Below are 26,589 nucleotides of genomic sequence, written 5' to 3'. Positions count from 1 at the left end.
GTTAATTGATGATTGTTGTAAAGTATAAAAGTAGTGTAAAGTTTAGCTTTTCTTTCTTCTGAAGATCAGTTTCCGGAGCACAAGGTAGCCATTACTTATCTTATTTTTCCGGGTTACGAAGGGTAGCCCAATAGCTACCAGCAACGATATGGCTGCAGCTGTGCCTAAACCTCCGCCATACCCTGCAAAGAATTTACTGGCATTTAAGTAGATCACTGAAAATATAAAACCTGATGTGCCTATCAGGAAATAATTAGAAATTACCACTGATGAAACCATACCGATAAAGGAGGCTCCTGTAAAAACGATGGGAATGTTGGTTGTTAAGTACTCCGAAAGCAGGTCAGGATAAACATAGAAAAAGATACCTACTACTAAAGACAGCACAGCTGATGAGCGGACTGGCCCCTGCTTTAACTTTACATTAACAAAGTAAGTGCAGATGGCAGCAAAAGCCCCGGTTGCTAAAAGTATAATTACATCCATCTACCTAAGAAACAAGAACATAATCAGGTAAGTTAAGGCCACGCCGCCAAAAGCAATAGTACCTAATTTGCCACCATAGCCCTGAAATATGTTTTTAGAAAAAACCAGTAACACGCCAGCCACAAAGCCTGCAAAAAGTATAAACAGCATGTTGCCGGCAACGTTTGGGCTCGACATACCTACAAAGGAACCGCAATAAGCTGCTGCAGGTGCCTCTTTCAGGAGCGCTGAATTTCGGTTAAGCCAGGGCAACATTGATGCGAAAGTACCTACTGCCCCAGTTGCTATAACAGGGCCGAAACCTGCATTTACATTGATGTAGTAAGCGAGCCCTGCACCCAGTACTACAAAAACTATAGCTCCGTAGTCTTTGTATAAGAGTGTATTATCCTGTGTTGGCACTTTGGTATAGGCAATCACCATTAGCATGAGAGCCGCCACAACGAAGATCAGGATGGAAATAAAATTCAGCTTCTCCAGAAGTACAGCCAACAGAAACAACACATGAAGCAAAACCAGCAACAGGAAAGGAAGTTTCTTAACTATCTGTTTCATCATGTTCTGATACGGAAATACAACTAACTATAGTTTGCTGAAAGGGTTAAGGCCATCGCCTATAGTAGTGCGATGGGGTTAACCATTTTTAATAGTTAATTGATGATTGTGGTGGTAATTTACTTAAGGCTTTTTTCCTGTGGTGGATAAAAAGGTACACTGAAATTATCGGACCACTGAATACTGTCAGCAGAATAAGGAAGATTTCGATTCTTATGTTCTAATACTACTTTTTCTTCTTCAGTAACCATTCGAATGTTAAACCGCTGGATCTTTCTTGATAAAAATATCAAATCAACCAATTTGCGAGGTTCTTTTAACCTAATTGAGTCTTGCAAGCTAGCTAATACTATAGCTTGTCGATCACCTAAATTAGTAAGAGTATCAGCAAAGTAATTTTGTACTTCTTTATCAGTAAGCAGTATTAGGTCTTCAGGAGCAAGATCGATAAAATCTGGTTTAGTAAAGTCTACTCCTGTTCCACAAAACCAATTGTGCTTTTTCTTGTGCAGGAAGACCTGCTGAGATCTATTGTCAACTATAAAATTATAATCGCCATAAAAAAGAGTAGGTGGTGGTGGCGTGCTAGTCCCTTTCCATTGTGCTTGAAGAGTAGAATCTATCTGAGATACTGTATAAGGAGGAGCTTCCTTAGTATGTGTATAATCTGGCCTATTACAAGCACTACAAATAACTAAGAAGATCAGAAGGAATATAAATGAAGTTGATTTCATAAGGATCTTCTTAATTATAGTTTATAGCTAAGTTAGCAAACTTTCCTAAGTAACTATAAACTCTACCTCCCCACCGAAGTAAACCTGAAGAAAGTACCCAAGGGCAACTTCCGCTCGCCGCTATCGTGCAGGTATAGTTCGCCGAGCTCTTCATTCTTCACCATCTCCCCAAACGTACCGCGCATCAGGTTATCAAGCACCATTGCCGAGAAGCCCATTGAGTACAGGTTTATCAGCAGGAAATAATCGGTGCCATCCAGCATTTCGCGGCAAAGCTTTATCATCTCGTTCAGTTCGTCTTCCAGCTGCCATTTTTCGCCGTTCGGGCCGCGGCCGTAGCTTGGCGGGTCCAGGATGATGCCGTTATACTTGTTGCCACGTTTCACTTCACGTCGGGCATACTTCATAGCGTCTTCCACGATCCAGCGCACATTGTCCAGGTTGCTGGCTTCCATGTTGTCGCGGGCCCAGAAGTTAACCTGCTTTATAGAGTCCAGGTGGGTAACGTCGGCACCGGCAGCTTTGGCAGCCAGGGTGGCAGCACCGGTGTAGGCAAACATGTTCAGCACTTTTGGCTGCTGGGTTTTTAGCTTGCGGGTGGTGTCGTAAATAAACTTCCAGTTAGCGTCCTGCTCCGGAAACAAGCCCACGTGCTTAAACGACGACAAGCCCAAACGGAAACGCAACTTCAGACCGTTATAGTTATAGTTGATGAACCATTGCTCAGGCATTCCTTTCTTCAGTTTCCACTGGCCTTTTTCCTGGCTGCCTTTATCGCGGGTAAACACGGCATTGGCCATGCGCTGCCACTCCTGCTCGGGCAGGTGCTTGTCCCAGATGGCCTGCGGCTCGGGGCGTGCTACATAATACTGGCCAAAACGCTCCAGTTTCTCAAAATTGCCACTATCCACTAATTCGTAATCAGCCCAGTTTTCTGTTGTAAGAAAGGAATACATATCTTTGTCGTTTATTTTGGGCGGCGTGCCCTAAAGGTGGTAAAATTACGCATTATATGCCACACCTTAAAAAGTGCACGAAGCCGCTGTTTTAATTGTTTCAGATATATGGCAATCAGCTTTCATAAATACCAGGGCACCGGCAACGATTTCGTGATGATCGATAACCGCAAGCTAACTTTCCCGGGCGAGAACGAAGAATTGATAAAACACCTTTGCGATCGCCGTGTGGGCGTTGGTGCCGACGGACTTATACTTTTGCAGGACCATCCGGACTACGATTTCGAAATGGTGTACTATAACGCCGATGGGCGTGTAGGCTCTATGTGCGGAAATGGCGCGCGCTGCACGGTTCGCTTTGCCCGCCAGCTTGGTGTAATAGAAGACGTAGCCTGCTTTTTAGCTGCCGACGGCGAGCACCAGGCCAGTGTAGAACGCGACCTGATACAATTGAAAATGAACGACGTGCAGGGCGTGGAGCATATCGGCAAAGATTATTTCCTGAACACCGGCTCGCCACACTATATCTGTTTTGTAGATGATGTGGAGAAAGTAGATGTGTTTGCAGAAGGACGAGCCATACGATACAACGAACGATTTGCAGCTGTAGGCACCAACGTAAACTTTGTGCAGAAGACAGGCGATAACGAAATTTTTGTACGAACCTTTGAGCGCGGTGTGGAGGACGAAACGTTGTCGTGTGGAACAGGCGTAACAGCTGCAGCTCTGGTGGCAGGACTGGAAGGCATGCAGAGCCCTGTAAAAGTAAAAGTACTGGGCGGAGAATTGGAAGTAGCCTTTGAAAGATCCGGCAATGACGGCTTTAAATATATTTACCTCATCGGCCCGGCCAGGCAGGTGTTTACCGGTACGGTTACGGTTTAAACTATAGATTTTCTGCAATCGTAAATCATCCCCCTGCCCCCTTCAAAGGGGGACTTTATCTGATAACGTAAAGCAAACTATAGTTTTACGCATTGCAGAGTGTCCCCCTTTGAAGGGGGTAGGGGGATGACAACTCCAATAGATCAGACTATCGCAAAAGCCAATTCCCCTCTTGGGAGGGGCAGGGGTGGGTTAAACTACAATCGATCAAACTATAACCCCAACTATAAAACAAGACTTTCAGCAACTATAAATTGTTGGAAGTCTTTCTTTTTTATACCTTGAGTAAAGCAACAACTTTAGATCCCGTGTTCCTGAAAACAGACCAGACCTACCTGCGTGCCCTTGAGCCCAACGATCTTGATTTCCTATATACTTTAGAGAATGACACTACCGTATGGCATGTGGGCAACACACTTACGCCTTACTCAAAGTTTGTGCTGGAGCAGTACCTCGAGAATGCCGCCCTCGATATCTATACCGTAAAGCAACTCCGCCTGGTAATCTGTAACAATGAGGAAGAATCGATCGGCGCTATCGATCTTTATGATTTTGATCCGTTGCACCGTCGGGCTGGTATTGGTATCGTAATTACAGAAGAGCATCGCGGGAATGGCCATGCTGCTGATGCGCTTAAGTTGCTGCTAAACTACTGCCGCGACACACTCCGGCTCCACCAGGTGTACTGCTCGGTTACGGCTACCAATCTGCCGAGTATAAATCTCTTTACCAAAACCGGTTTTGAGCAGGTAGGCATCCGAAAAGAATGGTTCTTAACGCCTGATGGCTGGGAGAACGTAGTTGAGATGCAGCGCATTTTTCACAACAACCAGGGAATGTAACGTGTTATTTCGGAAAGCTATAATTGCAGATATACCCGGCATGTCGCGGGTGCGGATGGCGGTGAAGGAGAATGTTCTTTCTAATCCGGATCGGGTAACCGCTGAAGATTACTGGGAGATGCTGGAAGACAAGGGAGCAGGCTGGGTTTGTGAAATAGCCCAAACTATAGTTGGCTTTGCTATAGTTGACTTTTCGGATGCGAACATCTGGGCTTTATTTGTTGACCCTGACCATGACAAAAAAGGCATAGGCCGGAAACTGCACGATCTGATGCTGACCTATAGCTTTGAACTGGAAATAGGTAAACTATGGCTCTCTACTGGACCCGGGACAAGAGCAGAAACCTTTTACCGCAGAGCTGGCTGGGAGCAAACTGGTGTTACACAAAGTGGTGAAGTCAGATTTGAAATGGAGCGTGAAAATTTTAAAGCTATAGTTTCCCGGAGACAACAATCAATAAGTTAAACTTTCAGCAACCAGTTTTACCTGTTCTGGCAGAGTTATATAGCATCGTAAACTATAAATAGCAAAACCTCTATACTATATCGGTAAATATGGCAGATAACCTATGCAAGTATTAATATGGTATTGTTTTAGTACAGATGGTTAGATATGTCAGAAAAACAGCTTATTTTTGACGATATTGTAAGCAAAGAATTTCATTTAAGAACAACAGACACAGATGTTTGATTTTTTCGGTAAAACCGTTGCGAAACTATTCGGAACCAAATCCGACAAAGATATAAAAGAGGTATTACCTTATGTATCTAAGGTTAATGAAGAATACGCCAAGTTAACGAACCTTACGGATGACCAACTGCGCCACAAAACAGTTGAGATAAGAGGAATAATTAACGAGCGCCTTAAATCTATCGACGATAAAATTGCAGCCCTGCACAAGCGTGTGGCTGATGAGCCGGAACTGAATATTGTTCAGAAAGAAGCCATTTTCTCGGAAATAGACGAGTTGGAGAAGCAGCGCAACAAAGACTTGGAAGTAGTGCTGATGGAAGTGCTGCCAATTGGCTTTGCTGTTGTTAAAGAAACTGCCCGCCGCTGGAAAGAGAACGGCCAGCTGGTAGTAACTGCCAACGACATGGACCGTGCCCTGTCTGCCCGCAAACCAAACGTACAGATAGACGGTGATAAAGCGATCTGGGCGAACAAGTGGGAAGCTGCCGGCAACGAGATAACCTGGGAAATGCTGCATTACGATGTGCAGCTGATAGGTGGTATAGTGCTGCACCAGGGCAAAATTGCCGAGATGGCGACTGGTGAAGGTAAAACATTGGTAGCAACCCTGCCAGCTTACCTGAACGCACTTTCCGGCCGTGGCGTGCACGTAGTAACTGTTAACGATTACCTTGCCCGTCGTGACTCTGAGTGGATGGCACCATTGTTCGAGTTCCATGGCATTACTATCGACTGTATAGACAAGCACCAGCCTAACTCTGAAGCTCGCCGTAACGCTTACAAAGCAGACATTACCTACGGTACAAACAACGAATTCGGCTTCGATTACCTTCGTGATAACATGAGCCGCGAGCCACAGGACCTGGTACAGCGCAAGCACCATTACGCCATGGTCGATGAAGTTGACTCCGTATTGATTGATGATGCCCGTACGCCGCTTATCATTTCCGGCCCTGTGCCACGTGGTGATGAGCACGAATTCCATATCCTGAAGCCACGCATTTCGATGCTGGTAGAAGCGCAGCGTAAAGTAGTTACCAACTTCCTGACAGAGGCAAAGCGCCTTATTAAAGAAGGAAATGAGAAAGAAGGCGGACTTGCCCTTTTCAGAGCATATCGTGGTCTACCTAAGAGCAAGCCACTGATCAAGTTCCTGAGCGAGACGGGTAACCGTGCCATCATGCAGAAAGTGGAAAACCATTACCTGCAGGATAACTCACGCCAGATGCCGGAAGCGGACGCGCCATTGTTCTTTACGATTGATGAAAAGCACAACCAGATAGAGCTGACCGAACAAGGTGTAGACCTGATCACAGGCCAGGGCGAAGATCCGAACTTCTTCATCATGCCGGATATCGGTACCGAAATCGCCAACTTGGAAAATGACAAATCACTTTCTCACGAAGAGCTGCTGCATGCCAAAGAGCGCCTGATCGCAGACTTCCAGGAGAAATCGAAGCGTATCCATACTATAAACCAGTTACTGAAGGCTTATACGTTGTTCGAGAAGGACACCGAGTATATCGTTACCCCGGATAACAAGGTTAAAATTGTAGATGAGCAGACAGGTCGTGTAATGGAAGGTCGCCGTTATTCTGACGGTTTGCACCAGGCCATTGAAGCGAAAGAGAACGTGAAGGTAGAAGATGCCACACAGACCTACGCTACGGTTACGCTGCAGAACTACTTCCGTATGTACCACAAACTATCTGGTATGACGGGTACTGCCGAAACAGAAGCAGGCGAGTTCTGGGATATCTACAAACTGGACGTAGTAGTAATTCCTACCAACCGCCCGATATCAAGAAAAGATGAGCACGATAAAGTTTACAAGACTGTTCGTGAGAAATATAATGCTGTTGCTGATGAGATTGTAGCTTTAACAGAAGCTGGTCGTCCGGTGCTGGTTGGTACAACTTCGGTAGAAATTTCGGAGCTGCTGAGCCGTATGCTTACCCTGCGTAAGATTAAGCACCAGGTACTGAATGCTAAAATGCACCAGAAAGAAGCCGAAATTGTGGCAGAAGCTGGTAAACCTAGTACGGTAACTATAGCTACCAACATGGCTGGTCGTGGTACCGACATTAAACTGGCACCAGAGTCTAAAGCTGCAGGTGGTCTGGCCATTATCGGTACAGAACGCCACGAGTCTCGCCGTGTAGACCGCCAGTTGCGTGGTCGTGCCGGTCGCCAGGGTGACCCGGGTTCTTCGCAGTTCTTTGTATCGCTTGAAGATAACCTGATGCGCCTGTTCGGTTCGGATAGAATTGCACGCCTGATGGACCGTATGGGTCTTGAGGAAGGTGAGGTTATTCAGCATTCGATGATCACGAACTCTATTGAACGTGCCCAGAAGAAAGTAGAAGAGAACAACTTCGGTCAGCGTAAGCGCTTGCTGGAGTACGATGACGTGATGAACGCACAGCGTGAAGTGGTGTACAAGCGCCGCAGAAACGCCCTGTACGGCGAACGTCTGGAGCTTGATATCTGGAACATGATCTATGATATCAGTGAAGACGTGATCGTGAGCTATAAGAACATCAACGATTACGATAACTTCCAGCTGCATGTACTGCGTGTGTTCGGTATCGAGTCAGCTATCTCAGAGAGTGAATTCAAATCTGTACAGGCTAACCAGTTGGTAGAGCGTTTATACAACGAGGCGCTGAACCATTACCTGGCCCGCAACAAGCAGATCGGTGACCACGCCTACCCGATCATTTCAGACATCCATGCAAACCGTGGGCCGATGATTGAGAATGTAGCTGTACCGTTCACAGACGGAAAACGCCAGCTTGCTGCTGTAGCCAACCTGACCAAAACGTATGAGTCGCATGGTATGGAGCTGATCCGTGCTATGGAGAAACTGATTACGCTGGGAACTATAGACCAGGCCTGGACAGACCACCTGCGACAGATGGACGACCTGAAGCAAAGCGTGCAGAACGCGGTTTACGAGCAGAAAGACCCACTTTTGATCTACAAGTTTGAGTCGTTTGAGCTGTTTAAGCGCATGATCGGTAAGGTGAACGAAGAAACGATCGCTTTCCTTTTCCATGCCTTTATACCGGTGCAGGCACCAGAGCAGGTTCAGCAGCCGGTAAGGCCGCCAATGGCTCCAAAGCCACCTGTACTGAAAGAGCAGAAACAGGAAGTGCATTCATCTTTGGAGAACCAGTCTGGACATACATCTATGCCAGCCCCGGAACCAGAGAAGATCATGCCGGCTCACTCACAAAAAGTAGCCGGACGTAACGACCGCGTAAGCGTGCAATACCTTGATGGCCGTGTGGTGAAGGACGTTAAATACAAAACCGTAGAAGACGACCTGCTGCACAACCGCTGTGTAATTATTGAAGACTAAATTAGCTGCAGCCACTAACCTTAATTAGTGGCTGCTTTATGTTTATTTAAATCTGAGGAGGTAGATAAGAGAAGTCTTTAGGCCTTCGTTAAACGTCTAACACTATGGCAGCAAATCTTGCTTCTTATATAGACCACACCATACTTAAGCCTGATGCAACCGAAGCGCAGGTGTTGCAGATCTGCGACGAGGCCCGTAACTATAGTTTTGCGGCCGTTTGTGTACCACCATGTTATGTCGCCATCTCAAAAGAACGCTTAGCTGGCTCTGAGGTAAACCTGGCAACTGTCATTGGTTTTCCGTTGGGTTATAACCACCCGAAAGTAAAGTTCTTGGAAACGCATCAGGCCATTGCCGACGGCGCTAACGAGATTGATGTGGTGATCAATATTTCGGCTTTTAAATCAGGTAAGTTCAGCGAAGTAGAAAACGAACTTAGCGAACTGGCTAAATTCTGCCACCTGAAAGAAGCTAAACTGAAAGTGATCATCGAGACGGCGCTTCTTACCGAAGAGGAAATTGTAAAGGCTTGCGAGCTTTGCGTAAATGCAGGTGTAGATTACGTGAAGACCTCGACGGGCTTTGCATCAGCGGGTGCTACCGTAGCCCATATCGAGCTGATGCGTCGTGTGTTGCCATCTCATATTAAAATCAAGGCATCTGGTGGCATCAGAACATTCGAAGATGCACAGGCGTTAGTTAAAGCGGGCGCCGACAGGTTAGGTTGCTCAGCAAGTATTCAAATTGTTACCCATGAACAGAATCGTTAGTCTGATATTATCGCTTGCTATAGTTATCTCAACGGGCTGTGCGTCGTCATCGGCAAAGAGCTCTACTGATAAAACTGTAAAGTCTGGCGGTAAAGATAAAGTGGTGGAAGACCTGAGTCTTTACCGCCCTACGTACCCGGAAGCTGAAGCTGCTACAACCACTGCACGCGTAGAACCAACGCACCACGTTAACGACAAAGTTGCCGTGCTGATGGATACCGTTGCCAGCGTGAACAAGAATATAAAGTATGCGCAGGGATACAGAATTCTGGCCTACAATGGTTCTGAAAGGCAAACGGTTATGGATCTTCGTAAGTCTATTGCAAGGCGTGTACCTGAGGTAAAAGATTACCTGACCTATAACCAGCCGAATTTCAGGTTAAAGGTTGGCGACTTTTTCAGCAGATTAGAAGCACAGCAGGTGCTTAACCAGATCTCAGATTTGATCCCGAATGCCCAGATTGTGCAGGAGCAGATCAATATCAAGTAAGACTAACTATAAAAAACTATAAATGAAACGTTGCAGCCAAACAGGTTCGCAACGTTTTTTATTTTTGCTACCTTTAGTTTAAACTCTATAAACTATAATAGTGAAAGGCATTACAAAGTATAGAAAATTCAGGTTATCTGTGATAGCATCTGTTGTAAGTGTACTTGTAGTTGCTTATTGGGATAGAATTTGGAGCGAATACTGGTTGTTAGCTCTTCCTTTTGGTTTGCTTGTATTAGTCTTTTTTATAGTTGCTCTTACTCAATCACTCATATTCGCTTACAACCACAAACGTATTACCAAACTTGCTAGCTTGCCCTTAACTATTAATTTACTGACACTGTTTCTGATATTTGTTTTACCACTTAATTGGGTAAGACAATACATAGAGTTCAAATTCAGGCAATCAGAAATGGAAGAAGTAGTGCGCATGGCAAATCATAATGAGTTGGAAAATGTAAGACTTAATTCGGATTTAATGCAATTGCCCGATAACTATAGTCAACTTTCAGTTGGTGGTGGGCAAGTAATTGTAGAAGAAGTTAATGATCACAAAGCAGTTTTTTTCTATACTTTTAGAGGTACTCCAGATGGGCGGGAAGGATTTGTCTTTATACCAGATGGGGCAAAACTTGAAGATTGTGAAGGAAGACTATACAATAAGATACTGAATCAAAGAGACGTAAATAATAACTGGTATTTTATTCTGGCAGATTAAGCTAATCAATAGAAAGTAAATTCCCCTCTCGGGAGGGGTAGGGGTGAGTTTATCTTTTCCCCGACAGCAACAGAACAAATGAACACAGCAGATAAAATAAAAGAACTTGCAAAAGCATATGCACCCGATACGGTGCAGGTGCGCCGCCACATACATGCCAACCCGGAGCTTAGTTTTGAAGAGTATAACACAGCAGCCTATGTAAAGCAGACATTGGAAAGTTCTGGCATTACTTCTGAAACGATGGCTGAGACAGGTTTAGTAGCTGTAATTAAAGGCAGGAATCCGGAGAAGAAAACCATAGCTTTACGCGCCGACCTGGATGCTTTGCCTATAGTTGAAGCGAATGAAGTAGACTATAGATCGAAGACCGAAGGTGTGATGCATGCTTGCGGACATGATGTGCATACGGCGTCGTTGCTGGGTGCTGCGCGTATTTTGCAGGAGCTTCGTGATACGTTTGAAGGAACTATAAAACTGGTTTTCCAGCCTGGTGAGGAGAAGTTTCCGGGTGGTGCCTCTATCATGATCAAAGAAGGCGTGCTGCAGAATCCGGCTCCGGAAAGTATTATCGGGCAGCATGTGTTCCCGTTGTTGCCGGCTGGTAAAGTTGGTTTCCGGTCAGGGATGTACATGGCAAGCGCTGATGAGATCTATATAACTGTGAAAGGCAAAGGTGGCCACGCAGCCATGCCCGAAATGAACATCGACCCGGTACTGATCTCGGCACATCTTATAGTTGCGTTGCAGCAGATCGTAAGCCGCCATGCCAGCCCAAAGATCCCGACAGTGCTATCATTCGGTAAAATAGAGGCAAAAGGAGCTACCAACGTTATTCCGAATGAGGTAAAAATAGAAGGCACTTTCCGGACGATGAACGAAGTGTGGCGGAAAGATGCACACCAGAAAATAAAGAAACTAGCCGAAGGTCTCTGCGAAAGTATGGGCGGCAGCTGCGAGATCGATATCAAGAACGGTTATCCTTTTCTGCAAAACGATCCTGAACTGACTGGCAGAGCGCGTGCGGCCGCTGAACTATATTTGGGCGAAGAGAACGTTGTGGACCTTGACCTTTGGATGGGGGCCGAAGATTTTGCATACTACTCGCAGGAAGTACCGGCCTGCTTTTACCGCCTGGGCACACGCAACGAAGCCCGCGGCATTATATCGGGTGTACATACGCCAACCTTTGATATTGATGAAGCTGCTTTGGAAACAAGTATTGGTTTAATGGCCTTTGTGGCCTTACAGGAATTGAACGCTTAAACTATAGTTATGAGAAAGCTGCTGGTCTTAAGTTTATGTTTGTTGCTGATAGCCTGTTCTACAAAAGAGCGACAGGAAGAGGCAAAAGCCCAGGAGGTAAGCACCAACATTATTAAGCAGTCAGTAAAGCAACATGCTTTCTCAGACCCGGCAACCAAAGACACTTTTAAAGTTACACTGGAAGGCGATTCTGTACAGACAGCTAAAGTAACTTTCGAGATACATAACAGCAAAGGTGAGCAGATATACCTGGAGCAGTTTGATGCTATTGATCTGATAAACTATGATCTCCCGGAAAATGCTAATCCTGCGGATTGGGATAAGTTTATTCTGAACCGAATTGATACCTTCTTCGAAGAAGAGAATTTTGTAACTCCAGCCATACAATCAGGGATGGAATTTGATCCTTATTATGCAGACGAGACTGCCTGGGAGGATATAAAAAGTGACTCAAACAGTATAGGCTTTTATTACCTGTTAGGTAAAGAAGATGGCCGCTGGATAGCCTATTCCGAAGCGTTACAAAAAGTGGTTATGTACTTTAATTGCTGCTAAAACTCAGATGAAAAAACGACTCCTTCTATTTTTGTTTCTGTTGCCACTACTAACAAACGCGCAAAGCAAGTTTACACTGCCAACCACACTATGGCCGGAACTGCAACTAAGTGCTGAGTTAAGTGATGAAGGTATACTTTTCTTACAGAACCAATACCGCATTAACACCGACAGCCGCTACAACGACCTCAGCGACTCCGGTTTACTCAGTAACTTTGAGCGCATTGAAGTAAGCGTAGGATATGAGCACACCTTTTCAGAGCACTGGCGGGGCGGGGCTATAGTTCGTTATGCAGCCGAAAACTTCCCGAAGGCATTTTTTCTGTCGCCGTTTATAAGGCACAACGGTAACCTGAAAGGCCTGTACTTTAACAAGCAGTTACTTTTCGAGTATGTGATACAGGATGAAATGGAGGCTTTTGGCAACTTCAGACTGAGTGGTGAACTGGGTAAGCGACTGCCTCTGAAGAATAAATTCATAACGCCAGCCATAAGCTACGAGGCACTGCTTGTCTCTGAGTTTGGGAAGGACGAAGATGAAAATGAACAGGAACGTTTTGTAGACCGGACCCGACTGCGCCTCAGCCTGAACTATGAACTTACCGAAAAGCTGCGCATCAACCCTTACTTTATGCGCCAGACAGATCGCTACTACGTAATGGTACCACCCGAATACGATGAAGACGGACAACTGCTGCAGGATGGCTATACAACCAAGCGTAACCGCATCATCCCTATAGTTGGGCTTGAGATAAAGTATTCGATAAACCGTACTCCCGAAACTGCCAGTATTACCTACTAAAGCTCTTGCAACTGCTAAATAGTCAGATGGTTAGCTATAGTAGTGTTTTTATTTATGACAATATTTCAGGAAGATTAAGGATTTTTCTGTTGGCACATTTTTTACTGTCCTATAGTTGTAAATAGATTTCAGAAACTATAAACAAACTATAAAAAGGAGGTAACTATGGCACTTAACAGGTATACAGGCATGGAAGGTAACATGCCTCAGTCGTTCAGTTCTATGTTAGACAGGTTCTTTAATGAGTCTGTAAACTCAAAAGGATTAAGCAGCTTTACGCCGCACGTAGATGCCTGCGAAACTCAGAATGGTTATGAGATTGAAGTAGCATTGCCGGGCATCCGAAAAGAAGATGTAAGCATTGATTTTCAGGAAGGCAGATTATCTATTACAGGGGAGCGTAAGTTTGAGAAGCGTGAAGGCGATGGCCGCCGCTACCAGATGCTGGAAACACAGTATGGTACCTTTAACCGCACCTTTTACCTGCCAGACAACGTGAACCCGGACAAAATTAAAGCCCGAATGGAGAATGGTATTCTGATGGTTACTGTTCCGAAAGATGAACAGAAAACCATGAAGCGCCAGATCACTATCTCGTCTGAAGAAGAGCAGGACGATGCTAAAACTATAAAGTCTAAAAAGGCTAAAACGACAGAGAATGGCAGAGCTGTAGAAGCCTAAAAGTAACTATAAACAAAAAAGAGGCTGAAAAATTTTGGCCTCTTTTTTGTTTGTTTATAACTTAGGTAGCTTGTTTCGCCAAGCGTGGCATACTACCGTATACTAAGATAGCGTTATACGTTAGAATATAGCCTTTCCGATATATTAACCTTAAAACCTTATTCTGTACATGAAGACTAAACAGTTTATCGTTGGCCTCACGCTTTCAGCCTTATTGGGTGGCGGTGTTGCGGTAGGTAGCTATAAGCTGCTGGAAGACGACAACCAACAAAACACCAGTCAGGAAGACACCCGGTACCCGAATGTGCGTTATACCAGCGAAATGCGCAGCAGCACCAATGCCGTACCCGAAGGACTTAACTTTATTAAAGCTGCGCAGGTATCAACCCCGGCTGTAGTACACGTTATGACGGAGTACAGCGTCCGTTCATCTGAAAACTATAGCAGCCCAATGGATCCGTTTTTACGCGAGTTCTTTGGCGATGGCTTCGGTGAGCGTGTGCCCCGCGGACCACAAATGGGTTCCGGCTCAGGTGTAATCATTGCCTCTAATGGCTATATCGTTACCAATAACCACGTTATTGACAGAGCTGATAAAATTGAAGTGGTGATGGACGATAAGCGTAAGTTTGAAGCCACATTGGTTGGTACAGACCCGAACACAGACCTTGCCTTGCTTAAAATAAATGCTGATAAATTACCGGTTATCCGTTATGGTAACTCTGATGAGCTACGCGTTGGCGAGTGGGTACTCGCCGTTGGTAACCCTATGAACCTTACATCTACGGTTACAGCTGGTATAGTCAGTGCCAAAGGACGGAATATAAACATACTGCGTACAAACCAGCGCGACATAGCTCAGACGGGTGTGGATATGACTATCGAGTCGTTTATACAGACTGATGCTGCCGTAAACCCGGGTAACTCTGGGGGTGCTCTTGTAAACCTGAATGGTGACCTGGTAGGTATTAACACAGCTATTGCTTCACAAACAGGTTCTTTTGCCGGTTATTCGTTTGCAGTGCCATCGGCTATAGTTAGCAAAGTTGTTGATGACCTCCTGAAATATGGTGAAGTACAGCGTGCCTTGCTTGGTGCCAACATCCAGGAAATTGATGCAGCCCTGGCAAAAGAAAAAGGCCTGAAAACCCTGAACGGTGTTTATGTTGCGAAAGTAACCGAGAACAGCGGTGCCAAAGAAGCTGGCATACAGGAAGGCGACGTGATCACAGCCATTAATGGTGTGAATGTTACTAAGTCTTCGCAGTTACTGGAGCAGATTGCCCGTTACCGCCCAGGCGATAAAGTGAAAGTAGAATACCTGCGCAGTGGCAAAGAGAAATCGGCGAACGTAACCCTGAAGAACCTGAATTCGAGCACTGAGCTTACGAAACGAGCCATTGCTAAAGCAGTAACGTTTGATGGTGCTACGTTTGAGCCGGTAAACAAGCAGGAAATGAACAAACTCGGTATTGATGGCGGTGCCAAGATATCAGGTGTTCGTAACAGCAAATTCCGCGAAACAGGTATCAAAGACGGATTCATCATCACCAGAATTGATAAATACCCTGTAAATGAGCCAGCTGATGTAGAAAAGCACCTGAAAAGCTTTGAAGGCGGTGTAGTTTACATTGAAGGGGTTTACCCTGATGGCCTGAAAGCTTATTACCCGATCGGGAAAGGTTAAGAATAGATTAACAATACTAACAGAAAGCTTCTGCAGCCTTGCAGAAGCTTTTTTATTTTTTAGCTTTGTATAAAGACCCATTTCCTGAACCAGAACTATAGATGAAAGCTTTTCCCTGGCAAAAGGGGATAGAAGTATACAAAAATCACAAAGTAAAAACTCATGAAACAGACCATAGATGAAATGCCCCTTAAACATGATATAGCCGATGTGCTGCACCAGTTAGGCATAAAAGAAATTAACCCGGCTTATAGTACCGGCCTTGAGTGGGGCGGTAAAGAGGGCCGAACTTCACGCGAAATTCTTTCGCCGGCCGATGGCAGCCTGATTGCAACCGTAAACATGGCAACCGCCGAGGATTATGAGCAGGTTGTAACTACAGCACAGCAGGCCTTTAAAACCTGGCGAACTGTACCATCACCGAAGCGTGGCGAAATTGTGCGCCAGATAGGCGATAAGCTGCGTGAGCACAAAGAAGCGCTGGGCAAACTGGTTAGCTACGAGATGGGTAAAATTCTGCAGGAAGGCCTTGGCGAAGTGCAGGAGATGATCGATATCTGTGATTTTGCAGTTGGTCTGTCGCGCCAGTTACATGGTTATACCATGCACTCGGAGCGTCCGCAGCACCGTATGTACGAGCAATACCACCCGCTTGGTATAGTTGGCGTTATATCGGCGTTTAACTTCCCGGTTGCTGTTTGGAGCTGGAATGCGATGTTAGCCGGTGTGTGCGGCGATGTAACTATTTGGAAACCATCAGAAAAAACTCCATTAACAGCTATAGCCTGCCAGCATATTATAAGAGAGGTGTTAGCCGAAAACGATCTGCCGGAAGGTGTGTTTAACGTGATCATCGGTGATGCTGAAATTGGCAGCTTAATGGCAAACGATACAAGATTACCATTGATCTCGGCGACCGGCTCTACCAGAATGGGCAAGAAAGTAGGCGAAGCAGTTGGTGCGCGTTTAGGTAAATCGTTGCTGGAACTGGGTGGTAACAATGCCATTATACTAACTGAGAATGCCGACCTGGAAATGGCAATGAATGCGATCGTGTTCGGTGCGGTTGGTACCTGCGGTCAGCGTTGTACGTCTACCCGCCGCCTTATCATCCACGAAAATGTTTACGAACAGGTAAAAGAGCGCCTGCTTAAAGTATATCCTAAATTACCTATCGGTCATCCGCTTGATAGTACTACGCTGGTTGGACCACTTATCGATAAGGATGCTGTAAAGGCTTTTCAGGGTGCCTTGAAACATGTGCAGAAGGAAGGTGGTAACCTGTTGACTGGTGGTGAAATATTGTCAGGTGCCGGTTATGAAACTGGTACCTATGTAACGCCAGCTATAGTTGAAGCCGAGAACCATTACGAAATGGTACAGGAAGAAACATTTGCTCCAATTCTGTACCTGATAAAATACAGCGGCGACGTGGAAAATGCGATCGAGCTGCAGAACGGCGTGAAGCAGGGACTGTCCTCTTCTATCTTCTCAACTAACTTATTGGAAACTGAAGCATTCCTGAGCCATTGGGGTTCTGACTGCGGTATTGCCAACGTAAACATTGGTACATCTGGTGCTGAAATTGGTGGTGCTTTTGGTGGTGAGAAAGATACAGGTGGTGGCCGCGAGTCTGGTTCTGATGCCTGGAGAATTTACATGCGCCGCCAGACCAACACAATAAACTATAGCCGCGAACTGCCATTGGCACAAGGTATCAAATTCGATATCATGGACTAACTATAGTTTAAGAACCGACTAACGAAAAAGTACTTCATAATATTTAAAGCCAGCCCTGCTACAGGGCTGGCTTTTTTTGTGAACACAGGGCTGCAAACTGGTAAACTATAGTCAGGGCCGGGGCAATGGAAAAAATATCAGTAAAAATTTTGCAACTTGATGCAACCTCACCTTAATGCTTTTGTCTTTAGTGTGGAAGTAGGGAGAAAGCAATGAAGGAGAGAAGGCGGCAAAGCCATTGATGACGTAACAAAAAACAGAATAGCTAAACTGGAGTAACTTGGAGACATCTACTTATCAGGACGTAAACCAGCATGTAGTGGAGCGGTGCAAGGGGGGCGACAACCGGGCACAGTACGAACTATATAAGCTATACTCCAAGGCCATGTTTAACGTGAGCATGCGCATCATTAACGACTATGCCGAAGCCGAAGATGTACTTCAGGAAGCCTTCATCAGCGCTTTTAAAAACCTACACGCCTATAAGTCTGAAGCTTCGTTCGGGAGCTGGCTCAAAAAAATAGTGGTTAATGCCTCTATCAATGCAATCCGGAAGCGCCGTGCAGAGTTGGTGCCCATGGATGAACGCGTAGCCGGCGAAGTAGCAGACGACATAAGCGAAGATGATGACACAGAATGGCAGGTAGAGAACGTGCGCCGCGCCATACAACGGTTGCCAGACGGGTACCGGGTTGTGCTGAGCTTATACCTGCTGGAAGGTTACGACCACGCCGAGATAGGAGAAATACTGGGCGTTTCGGAATCTACTTCTAAATCGCAGTATAGCAGAGCCCGGAAAAAGTTACTGGAAATTATGAGTACGCCACATTTTGCGGCCTGATTAAACAAACAACAACGAAAATGAAAGATAGACTGAAAGATTTTGTAAGCGAGCATCGGGATGATTTCGATGTGTACGAGCCGCGGCCGGAGCTTTGGCAGGAGATCTGTCAGGAGATTTCGGCTAAGCCCAAAGAGACAACCAAAGTTATTAAATTCAGCTTTGGCGATAGTTTCAGCTTTAGTGGCAATATGGCTTTTATGCGTGTAGCTGCTGCTGTAATACTGCTAATAGGTTGCGGACTTACCCTTTGGATGACCAAGCAGAGCACCACTGAAGGCAACTATACGGTAGCTGCTGCTAACCAACCGGCAATTAACAGCATAGCACCTGAACTGGTTGAAGTGGAAGCCTACTATACCAGCCAGCTGAAGAATAAAAGAGAAGAGCTGAGCGAATATGATATGAAAGTGCTCGGCCTGGATGAGAAGCGCGAGATAGACCGCGAAATAGCCCGCCTCGACAGCAGCTACGTCCAGCTTAAACAGCAATTACTTACAAGCCCTAACTCTGATAAAGTGATGAACGCCATGATCCAGAACCTGCAGCTACGGATCGAGGTACTGAATCGCCAACTGGAAGTACTCCAGAAAATTGAGAAACTCCAAAAACAAACAACAACCGAAGAACCTTTAAGCAATGAAACCAATGTATAGATCTTTACGCTACCTGGCCGTTATGTTTGTAATGGCTCCTGCTATGGTACTCGGTCGCCAAGCGCCGCAGGTACCATCCCAACCTACACCCCCGGCTGCACCCTGCCCTAATACGGCTGTAGCTATCGTTATCCCGAATGTCAGAACTATAGTTGTACCGCACATCCGGACGAATGTACAGCCCAATGTAAACATACAGCCTGCTGCCGGTGCTATTTACGATGCCGAGAAGCGCAAAACCTTTGAGAAGACCTATCAGGTAAAAAGCTCCGATGTGCTGAACATCAGTAATAAGTTTGGCCGCGTGCATGTAAACACCTGGAACAAGAATGAGATAAAAGTGAAGGTGGATATGATAGCCAGGGCTGGGTCTGAAAGTAAGGTAAACGAGATGCTGAGCCGCATGAACATAGAAGATGCGAGAGAAGGAAACACGATCTCGCTGAGAACAGTCTACGATCAGTCGCGGATGTCGGGCCCAAGCTCATCAGAAATAAACTATACTATTTACATGCCTGAGGCAAATGCAATAACCGTGAAAAACGTGTATGGCGACGTGTACCTGGCTGCCCTGAAAGGCAAAGTAGATGTGGATGTAAAGTACGGTAACCTGAAAAGCGACCGTATGGCCAACGCCGACAACAACCTGAAACTGACTTACGGCTCCGGTAGCTGTGGGTATATAAACGGCGGCAACCTGCAGGCAGCTTATTTTAATATGAATGTGGGCGAAGCAAAAGATCTGAAAGGTTTCAGCAAATACAGCGAGCTAACGATAGGCAAACTGGGCGAAGCGCTGAACATGGATATGAAATACGGTTCGTTCCGGATAAATAACATCAGCAGCAATGTGCGAAACATCAGGTTGGCAAGTACTTACCTTCCGATCTCTCTTAACTTTGCCGATAATTCCTCTTTCAACTTTGATGTAAATGTGCAGTACGGCGACTTTAAAGTGAACAAAGATCTGGTTAACCTTACCTCAGTAGAAAAAGACTATACCTCTGCAGACTATAAAGGCCGGTTTGGTGCAGCCTCTCCTAAAGCAGCTGTATCTATAACCTCCAAGTACGGCGACGTACGGTTTACCCAATAATATTTCCTGTTTGTGTAATGTTGTTTTGTTATAGTTAAGAGCCGGCCAAGTGCCGGCTCTTTGCGTATGGGTAGGTTTTATTAGGCCACATTGCTTATATTTGACTATGGCAAACGAGAACGAAATACTTAATTCATCTAAAGCCCCGGAACCTGTTGGGCTATATCCGCATGCACGCAAAGTAGGCAACCTTTTATTCCTGTCTGGAGTTGGCCCCCGGGAGCGCGGTACTAAAAAGATACCCGGCGTTGAGCTGGATGAAGCTGGTAACATAACTTCTTACGACATTGAGACGCAATGCAGGTCCGTATTCCAGAATGTGAAGTATATTCTGGAAGATGCCGGCTCGGGCTGGGATAAACTGGTAGATGTAACCGTGTACCTGACAAACATGAAAGCTGATTTTGCTACTTACAACCGTATTTACGCAGAGTACTTTAAAGATAACCAGCCTTGCCGCACTACGGTTGAGATCAACAGCCTGCCAACCCCGATCGCTATCGAACTTAAGTGCATCGCTACTATTTAATACATGCAGCATAATCCATCTGAAATTTATAGTTCGCGGGCAGCAACTTTTAAGCAACAGGAAACTATAGCTGCAACAAAAGCCTCGCGCGTGTCGTGGTTGCGCGTGTTTTTGTTTGTGGCAGCCGTTGCGGCAGCGTATCATTTCTTTAATACCGGTAATAACGAGTTGGGCGCACTGGCTATAGTTATCGGGTATATCCTGTTTGTAGTTGTTATGCGCTGGCATACGCGCCTCGAGTATCAGCGCCAACATCTGAAGTTACTGCATGAGCTAAACCTGGAAGAGCTCGATAGACTGAAAGGCAATATCAGTAAACTCGAAAACGGAAATCAGTTTATAGACGATCATCACCCGTATACTTCTGACCTTGATATATTTGGTTCTAATTCGCTTTTTCAGCTAATAAACCGCTCGGTTACAACTATAGGCAAGTCAATGCTGGCAAGCTGGCTGCAGCACAGAGCTATAAAAACGGAGATATTACACCGTCAGGAAGCTGTTGCTGAGCTTGCTGGTACAAACACTATAGATTGGCTGCAAAACCTGCTGACAACACCACGACATTATAAACACACCCAGGAAAGTAAAGATGATTTCTTTGCCTGGCTGCAGCAAAACCACTTCTACAGCAAGCATACTTACCTGAAGCCCCTGATCTTTATAGTACCTATAGCTACCCTTGCTGCTATAGTTGCGTGGTTTTATGGTTACTCAGGTTACCCGGCTGTGGGTTTGCTGGTGGTGCAATCGTTGTTGGCTTATAAGTACAGGATTGAGCGCGATGCGTTTTATGACAACAGCATTGCTATTTACGAAGCTATGCAGAGCTATACGCAGCAGTTGCAGCACATAGAGCAACACCAGTTTCATGCTCCTATGCTTGTAGAGTTACAGCAGAAGCTACATGGTGGGAATGTAAAGGCATCGGTGGCGCTGGGCAAACTGGCTACTATCATCGATTTCTTTTCGTACCGGCTGAGCACGCTCATGGCCTTTTTCCTGAACACGATCCTGATGTGGGATTTCTTGTGGATATACCGGCTGGAGAATTGGCGCGACCGATACCTGGAGCAGGTAAAAGGCTCGTTGGATGTACTGGCCAGCTTTGAAACTATAGCCAGCATTGCCGCACACCAGTATGCGAACCCAACGCATGCCATACCCGAGATAAGCGATATACCGTTTGAATTTACAGCTGAGCAACTGGCACACCCGCTCATATTTGTTTCGGAACGTATTGCCAATGATTTTTCGATGCAGGGAGTGGGGCACACTATTATAGTTACAGGCTCAAACATGTCTGGCAAAACTACTTTCCTTCGGACGGTAGGAATAAATATGGTGCTGGCTTTTGCCGGCGCGCCTGTTAGCGCCCGTAAGTTGCGCGTAGCCCCGGCCCAGGTTTATACGGCTATGCGCACCGTAGATAATCTTGCCGAAAGTACATCGTCTTTTTATGCCGAACTGAAACGCCTGCGTATACTGCTGAATATGACAGAACAGGGCGAGCCGGTGTTCTATTTGCTGGATGAGATTCTGAAAGGTACCAACTCCCGCGACAGGCATTTAGGTGCCATGGCGTTGATCAGGCAATTGCATAACCGCTATAGTTCTGGCATGATCTCAACGCACGACCTGGAACTGGGCGCTATGGAAGAAGAACTGGCCGGCAGCGTTGAGAACTATAGTTTCAATAGCACCATAGAAGGCGATAAGATCCTGTTCGACTATAAACTGCAACGCGGCATTTGCGGTAGCTTTAATGCCAGCAAGCTTATGCAGCTAATGGGCATCGCTATTGAGGAGTAACTATAGTTTAGAAGACTATTAGACAAAGGACAAAAGAGTACATTTTAATTCCCCTCCTCGGAGGGGCAGGGGTGGGTTTATACTTCACCTGATAACTATTAACAAACTAACTATTCAACAAACTATAAACTATGAGAGTTGTAGCAGACATACCAAACCCGCACGTAAAGATCACCTTACATTCCTATAATGGTAAGTATATCCTGAAACTGGAGAAAGCCAATCTGGAGCAGATCTATAAAATAGAAGAAACCGAAGTGAACGGAGACGAAGGCGCCCTTGCCCTACTGGACGATGAATTTATTGAGGCTGTAGTTAACCGCTTTGTTGATATGCGTGATGCGTTTGTAAGTACAGTGAGGCGGAATAGCTAAGGTTTCTCACGTTATTACTTTTATCTGCTAGTTATGTGTAAAAGGAATTTAAAAACTTAAAAATTTATAGCCTTATAATGGAAAATGAAAAGAATGAATTAATTACCAAGAAGGAAGGCTATGAAGCAATGTTGTATTTATTAAAAGCCTATTGGGAAAATTCTGGTTCTAACGACCTAACTGATATTTTAAGTGGTGGGGAATATTGGAAAGGCACCAATGAACCCGCTGATTCTGCCTTTTGGGAATACTGGATAGAAGGTATAGAAAAAGTAAGAAAAGAGGGTCCAATGTATAAAGTTCTTACTAAAGAATAAATAGTTTAAAAATAAAAACTTCTGTACATAACCACAGCTAAAGCACATTAAAACGTGCCTTAGCCACGTCCGTTGTGAAAATACTTGATTTTAAAATGTGTAAGATGGTGGCTTTATAAAATTAAAACTATAAACCATATGAGACATGTCTTAAAGATAGTTGCTGGCTTTGTTTTACTATCAACCATTGTATCTTGCTCAAAAGAAGATATTGGGGTTCAAACGGTGCTAAAAGGACATGTTTCGGATAACATTAGAGGTATTAATATTGAAGGCTACAAAATCGTATTAATAAAAAGCTGGGTAGGCTGTAAGAACTTTATCTGTGGGTTGAATCATGAGGAAGTAGCCACAGCATATACTGATAAAAATGGGGAATATTCAATTACTTTTAACTATAAGTTAAAGGGAAAGGAAGATGAAAGGTATACTCTTTTAGAGCAATATTACGGTACCCCCTATTACCCTGAATATTCAAAGCAGATAGAAATATCTCCAGGCAAAACCAATACAGTAGACATCAATGCCTGGAAGCCTGTAGAATTAAGGTTAACTGTGGCAGTTTTAAATAATGTTAATCCACCATTAATGATCAGAAATGAAATTGATGATAGTAACACTGCATTTCTAAATACTGAAAATATCTACGAAGAAAACATTACCAAAACTTATAGTTTAAGAACTAAGCCCAATACTGACATAAGAATTGTTTTCTGGTATTATACTGGTGATAACCCTTTTCTAACGTTACATCAAAAGACTTTCTCCTATCGCACTACTTTAGATGATATAAATACATTAAGCTATACGATTGATTGTTCTACTTTTTAAGGAATTGATATACCGCAAGCCTTTTACCCTAAGCTTAAGCTACGACTGACTCCTTGCTCACATTAATGCACCATTCCGTTAAGTACAAGGCATAAAAAAACCCGCTTCATCAGCGGGCTTTTTTACTTTATGAGCATTGGGGCTAATTAACCACCGATAGCTACACGCTTAAAGGCAGTAACTGTTAAGCCTTTGCTTGTCTTCTCAAGCAGCTGAGCTATAGTTAAAGAAGAATCTTTAACGAACTCCTGGTTTAACAGCGTGCTTTCTTTGTAGAACTTGTTCAGTTTACCTTGAGCAATTTTCTCAAGCATTGCTTCTGGCTTACCTTCCTGACGTGCCTGATCTTTACCGATCTCGATTTCACGCTCTACAGTAGCTGCATCAACACCGTCTTTATCCAACGCGATTGGCTTCATAGCCGCAATCTGCATCGCGATGTCTTTACCAACTTCAGTTACATCAGTACCGTTTGTGTTGTTTAGGCCAACAAGTACACCTAATTTACCATTAGAGTGATTGTAAGCTACAACTTTCTCAGCTGTTACAGTCTCGTAAGATACTACGTCGATCTTCTCACCAATTTTACCCATCAGGTCAGTGATGTGGTCTTGAAGAGAACGTCCATCAGCCTGTGGCGTAGCAAGTAATTCTTCTTTAGAAGAAGCGTTTGTAGATACAGCTGCATCTAAAACTGCCTGCGCCAGGTTTCTGAAATCTTCTACTTTAGATACCGGCTCAGTTTCGCATGCAATAGCAACAACTTTACCAGTTGAGCCATCAGCAGTAACCTGAGTTAATACAATACCTTCAGAAGTTTCGTTGTCAGCACGCTTGCTTGCAATCTTCTGTCCCTGCTTGCGCAGAATATCTTTAGCTGCTTCAAAGTCGCCGTTAGCTTCAGTAAGCGCTTTTTTGCAGTCCATCATACCAGCACCAGTTTCCTGGCGAAGTCTGTTAACGTCTTGTGCTGTAATAGCCATGATTTTTATAATTATGAATTACGAATTAATAATTAAGAATTTCTGTAGCAGGGGAGGCGTTTGGTTTAACATTAGTCATACATCCCCGAACCCCTAAAACAAACTGAACATTGAAGCAGCATGCCCAATGTTCAGTTTGATATGTTGCAATATGAACAAGTTCTTATTGCTCGTCAGCTTCTTGTTTAGCCTTGATGCCTTCGTCTTCAGAACGCTTGCGCTCAGTTTCCTCTTTGTCAACCTTACGCTCAGACAGACCTTCTTCAATTGCTTTACCCATGATAGAAACGATCAGGGAAATTGATTTTGAAGCATCGTCGTTCGCCGGGATTGGGAAGTCAACTGTCTCAGGGTTTGAGTTAGTATCGCAGATAGCAAAAACAGGCAGGTTAAGCTTGTGTGCTTCTTTAACTGCGATGTGCTCGCGCTTCACGTCAACGATGAAAAGAGCTGCTGGTAGACGAGATAGATCTGCGATACCACCAAGTACACGCTCCAGTTTCTCACGCTCACGAGATAGCATAAGCTTCTCACGCTTCGCGATAGCTGCATAAGCCGTGTTGTCTTTCATCATCTTATCGATGGTAGACATTTTCTTAAGAGACTTACGCACCGTAGCGAAGTTAGTAAGCATACCGCCTAACCAACGATCGGTAACGTAAGGCATTTTAAGACGCTTAGCCTCTTCAGCCACGATGTCCTGAGCTTGCTTTTTAGTAGCTACGAACATGATCTTACGGCCAGACTTAGCGATGTTCTTGATAGCAGCCGTAGCTTCATCAAGCGCAACTAGTGTCTTGTTAAGGTCAATAATGTGGATACCGTTCTTCTCCATGAAGATATATGGAGCCATTTTCGGATCCCACTTTCTGGTAAGGTGGCCAAAGTGTACACCAGCTTCCAGTAATTCTTTATAATTAGTACTTGCCATGTTGTTGATACACCTTTAATATTAACGTTTGCTGAACTGGAATGAACGACGCGCTTTACGCTTACCGAACTTCTTACGCTCTACCATACGAGGGTCACGCGTTACGAAACCTTCTTTACGAAGAGCTGATTTAGTCTCGGCGTTCTCAACTACCAGGGCTTTAGAGATAGCAAGTCTTAGTGCCTCAGCCTGGCCGCTTACACCACCACCTTTTAAATTAGCAGTAACATCGTACTTGCCAATCAGATCCAAGGTTTGAAACGGCTGATTTACTATTGTCTGCAATACTTCGTTAGGGAAGTACGCCTTGATATCTTTACCGTTAATAGTGATATTCCCTTGCCCGGCCGTCATATAGATACGTGCCACCGAGGTTTTTCTTCTACCGGATGTATTGATAACTTCCATTAATTAATTATAGATTGAAGGTTAATTCTTTAGGCTGCTGAGCTGCAAATGGATGCTCGCTGCCTGCAAAAACATGAAGATTACGGAAAAGCTCGCGACCTAGTGGGCCTTTAGGCAACATGCCACGAACTGCGCGCTCTACGAGCAGCGTTGATGATTTAGCCTTAAGCTCACGTGGAGAAGTTCTTCTCTGACCACCTGGGTAACCAGTGTGTGACAGGTAGTACTTCTGATCCCACTTGCGACCTGTGAAACGTACATTATCAGAATTGATAACGATCACGTTGTCACCGCAGTCAGCGTTTGGCGTGTACGAAGGCTTGTTTTTGCCTTTAAGGATCTTGGCGATTTCAGACGCCACGCGACCCAAGCTTCCTTGCCCTGCATCAACAATCACCCAGCCTTTGTTGGCTGTCTTCTTGCTGACATTTAGGGTCTTATAACTTAAATGATCCATTTTTGGTGGTAGTAAGCGATTTATTTAATGAATAATTTTATTTCGGGTATCCGAAAATGGACACAAAGATAGAAGGTATTTATTTTATATGCAACAGCACTGTGTAAATTACCGGAAATCAGTGTAGTA

At 44.8% G+C, this 26,589-nt stretch carries 29 protein-coding genes; 21 read left to right on the top strand and 8 right to left on the bottom strand.

Features of this window, described 5'->3' with window-relative positions:
• Positions 1–42: 42 nt before the first annotated feature.
• From ABS362_RS13450 to ABS362_RS13435, 4 genes are all read right to left on the bottom strand, one after another.
• Positions 43–486: a hypothetical protein gene (locus ABS362_RS13450; RefSeq protein WP_350413027.1), complete on the bottom strand. Its 444-nt coding sequence runs from the start codon at positions 484–486 to the stop codon at positions 43–45.
• Positions 487–1,044: a hypothetical protein gene (locus tag ABS362_RS13445; protein ID WP_350413026.1), complete on the bottom strand. Its 558-nt coding sequence runs from the start codon at positions 1,042–1,044 to the stop codon at positions 487–489.
• A 116-nt stretch (positions 1,045–1,160) separates the two neighbouring features.
• Positions 1,161–1,775: a hypothetical protein gene (locus tag ABS362_RS13440; protein ID WP_350413025.1), complete on the bottom strand. Its 615-nt coding sequence runs from the start codon at positions 1,773–1,775 to the stop codon at positions 1,161–1,163.
• A gap of 62 nt (positions 1,776–1,837) precedes the next feature.
• A complete protein-coding gene (locus ABS362_RS13435) occupies positions 1,838–2,731 on the bottom strand; it encodes a class I SAM-dependent methyltransferase (RefSeq protein WP_350413024.1) in 894 nt (297 codons plus the stop codon).
• A gap of 108 nt (positions 2,732–2,839) precedes the next feature.
• Here ABS362_RS13435 and dapF point away from each other — a divergent pair, with 108 nt between their 5' ends.
• The 21 genes from dapF to ABS362_RS13330 all read left to right on the top strand — a co-directional run bounded on the left by dapF (position 2,840) and on the right by ABS362_RS13330 (position 23,681).
• Positions 2,840–3,616, top strand: coding sequence for a diaminopimelate epimerase (gene dapF, locus ABS362_RS13430; protein ID WP_350413023.1), 777 nt, complete (start codon positions 2,840–2,842; stop codon positions 3,614–3,616).
• A 281-nt stretch (positions 3,617–3,897) separates the two neighbouring features.
• A complete protein-coding gene (locus ABS362_RS13425; RefSeq protein WP_350413022.1) occupies positions 3,898–4,458 on the top strand; it encodes a GNAT family N-acetyltransferase in 561 nt (186 codons plus the stop codon).
• Between the two features lies 1 nt (position 4,459).
• Positions 4,460–4,924: a GNAT family N-acetyltransferase gene (locus ABS362_RS13420; RefSeq protein WP_350413021.1), complete on the top strand. Its 465-nt coding sequence runs from the start codon at positions 4,460–4,462 to the stop codon at positions 4,922–4,924.
• Positions 4,925–5,141: 217 nt separating this feature from the next.
• Entirely contained in the window at positions 5,142–8,516 is a 3,375-nt protein-coding gene (gene secA, locus ABS362_RS13415) for a preprotein translocase subunit SecA (RefSeq protein ID WP_350413020.1), read from the top strand.
• 104 nt (positions 8,517–8,620) lie between these two features.
• Positions 8,621–9,286, top strand: coding sequence for a deoxyribose-phosphate aldolase (gene deoC, locus ABS362_RS13410; RefSeq protein WP_350413019.1), 666 nt, complete (start codon positions 8,621–8,623; stop codon positions 9,284–9,286).
• On the top strand, positions 9,270–9,776 hold the full coding sequence (locus ABS362_RS13405) for a sporulation protein (protein ID WP_350413018.1): 507 nt from the start codon (positions 9,270–9,272) through the stop codon (positions 9,774–9,776). The genes deoC and ABS362_RS13405 overlap by 17 nt, the downstream gene beginning before the upstream one ends.
• A gap of 100 nt (positions 9,777–9,876) precedes the next feature.
• Positions 9,877–10,494 carry a hypothetical protein gene (locus tag ABS362_RS13400; protein WP_350413017.1) on the top strand — a complete coding sequence of 206 codons (618 nt, stop codon included), beginning with the start codon at positions 9,877–9,879 and terminating at the stop codon, positions 10,492–10,494.
• A 78-nt stretch (positions 10,495–10,572) separates the two neighbouring features.
• Complete coding sequence (locus tag ABS362_RS13395; RefSeq protein ID WP_350413016.1) at positions 10,573–11,760, top strand: M20 metallopeptidase family protein; 1,188 nt, start codon at positions 10,573–10,575, stop codon at positions 11,758–11,760.
• Positions 11,761–11,769: 9 nt separating this feature from the next.
• Positions 11,770–12,315, top strand: coding sequence for a hypothetical protein (locus ABS362_RS13390; RefSeq protein ID WP_350413015.1), 546 nt, complete (start codon positions 11,770–11,772; stop codon positions 12,313–12,315).
• Between the two features lie 7 nt (positions 12,316–12,322).
• On the top strand, positions 12,323–13,117 hold the full coding sequence (locus ABS362_RS13385) for a porin family protein (protein WP_350413014.1): 795 nt from the start codon (positions 12,323–12,325) through the stop codon (positions 13,115–13,117).
• Positions 13,118–13,282: 165 nt separating this feature from the next.
• Positions 13,283–13,798 carry an Hsp20/alpha crystallin family protein gene (locus tag ABS362_RS13380; protein ID WP_350413013.1) on the top strand — a complete coding sequence of 172 codons (516 nt, stop codon included), beginning with the start codon at positions 13,283–13,285 and terminating at the stop codon, positions 13,796–13,798.
• A 169-nt stretch (positions 13,799–13,967) separates the two neighbouring features.
• Positions 13,968–15,485 (top strand): Do family serine endopeptidase, encoded by a 1,518-nt coding sequence (locus ABS362_RS13375; RefSeq protein ID WP_350413012.1) that lies wholly within the window; start codon positions 13,968–13,970, stop codon positions 15,483–15,485.
• Between the two features lie 162 nt (positions 15,486–15,647).
• A complete protein-coding gene (amaB, locus tag ABS362_RS13370; protein ID WP_350413011.1) occupies positions 15,648–17,225 on the top strand; it encodes an L-piperidine-6-carboxylate dehydrogenase in 1,578 nt (525 codons plus the stop codon).
• Positions 17,226–17,505: 280 nt separating this feature from the next.
• Entirely contained in the window at positions 17,506–18,066 is a 561-nt protein-coding gene (locus tag ABS362_RS13365; RefSeq protein ID WP_350413010.1) for an RNA polymerase sigma factor, read from the top strand.
• Between the two features lie 20 nt (positions 18,067–18,086).
• Positions 18,087–18,722: a hypothetical protein gene (locus ABS362_RS13360; RefSeq protein ID WP_350413009.1), complete on the top strand. Its 636-nt coding sequence runs from the start codon at positions 18,087–18,089 to the stop codon at positions 18,720–18,722.
• Entirely contained in the window at positions 18,715–19,818 is a 1,104-nt protein-coding gene (locus ABS362_RS13355) for a DUF4097 family beta strand repeat-containing protein (RefSeq protein WP_350413008.1), read from the top strand. The genes ABS362_RS13360 and ABS362_RS13355 overlap by 8 nt, the downstream gene beginning before the upstream one ends.
• A gap of 106 nt (positions 19,819–19,924) precedes the next feature.
• On the top strand, positions 19,925–20,347 hold the full coding sequence (locus ABS362_RS13350) for a RidA family protein (RefSeq protein WP_350413007.1): 423 nt from the start codon (positions 19,925–19,927) through the stop codon (positions 20,345–20,347).
• Between the two features lie 3 nt (positions 20,348–20,350).
• Positions 20,351–22,159: a MutS-related protein gene (locus ABS362_RS13345; protein ID WP_350413006.1), complete on the top strand. Its 1,809-nt coding sequence runs from the start codon at positions 20,351–20,353 to the stop codon at positions 22,157–22,159.
• Positions 22,160–22,290: 131 nt separating this feature from the next.
• Positions 22,291–22,533 carry a hypothetical protein gene (locus ABS362_RS13340; protein WP_350413005.1) on the top strand — a complete coding sequence of 81 codons (243 nt, stop codon included), beginning with the start codon at positions 22,291–22,293 and terminating at the stop codon, positions 22,531–22,533.
• A 77-nt stretch (positions 22,534–22,610) separates the two neighbouring features.
• The gene (locus tag ABS362_RS13335; RefSeq protein ID WP_350413004.1) at positions 22,611–22,850 is read left to right on the top strand and encodes a hypothetical protein; all 240 of its coding nucleotides are present in this window, start codon (positions 22,611–22,613) and stop codon (positions 22,848–22,850) included.
• A 138-nt stretch (positions 22,851–22,988) separates the two neighbouring features.
• Positions 22,989–23,681 carry a hypothetical protein gene (locus ABS362_RS13330; protein ID WP_350413003.1) on the top strand — a complete coding sequence of 231 codons (693 nt, stop codon included), beginning with the start codon at positions 22,989–22,991 and terminating at the stop codon, positions 23,679–23,681.
• A 146-nt stretch (positions 23,682–23,827) separates the two neighbouring features.
• Here the strand turns inward: ABS362_RS13330 and tsf are convergent, their stop codons facing one another.
• The 4 genes from tsf to rplM all read right to left on the bottom strand — a co-directional run bounded on the left by tsf (position 23,828) and on the right by rplM (position 26,460).
• A complete protein-coding gene (gene tsf, locus ABS362_RS13325) occupies positions 23,828–24,664 on the bottom strand; it encodes a translation elongation factor Ts (RefSeq protein WP_350413002.1) in 837 nt (278 codons plus the stop codon).
• Positions 24,665–24,827: 163 nt separating this feature from the next.
• Complete coding sequence (rpsB, locus tag ABS362_RS13320) at positions 24,828–25,595, bottom strand: 30S ribosomal protein S2 (RefSeq protein ID WP_350413000.1); 768 nt, start codon at positions 25,593–25,595, stop codon at positions 24,828–24,830.
• 21 nt (positions 25,596–25,616) lie between these two features.
• Positions 25,617–26,003 carry a 30S ribosomal protein S9 gene (gene rpsI, locus ABS362_RS13315; protein WP_350412998.1) on the bottom strand — a complete coding sequence of 129 codons (387 nt, stop codon included), beginning with the start codon at positions 26,001–26,003 and terminating at the stop codon, positions 25,617–25,619.
• Between the two features lie 7 nt (positions 26,004–26,010).
• The gene (gene rplM, locus ABS362_RS13310; protein WP_350412997.1) at positions 26,011–26,460 is read right to left on the bottom strand and encodes a 50S ribosomal protein L13; all 450 of its coding nucleotides are present in this window, start codon (positions 26,458–26,460) and stop codon (positions 26,011–26,013) included.
• Positions 26,461–26,589 lie beyond the last annotated feature (129 nt).

The organism is Pontibacter populi, from assembly GCF_040278685.1.
GTDB lineage: Bacteria > Bacteroidota > Bacteroidia > Cytophagales > Hymenobacteraceae > Pontibacter > Pontibacter populi.
This window is presented reverse-complemented; position numbering and strand designations above follow the sequence as displayed.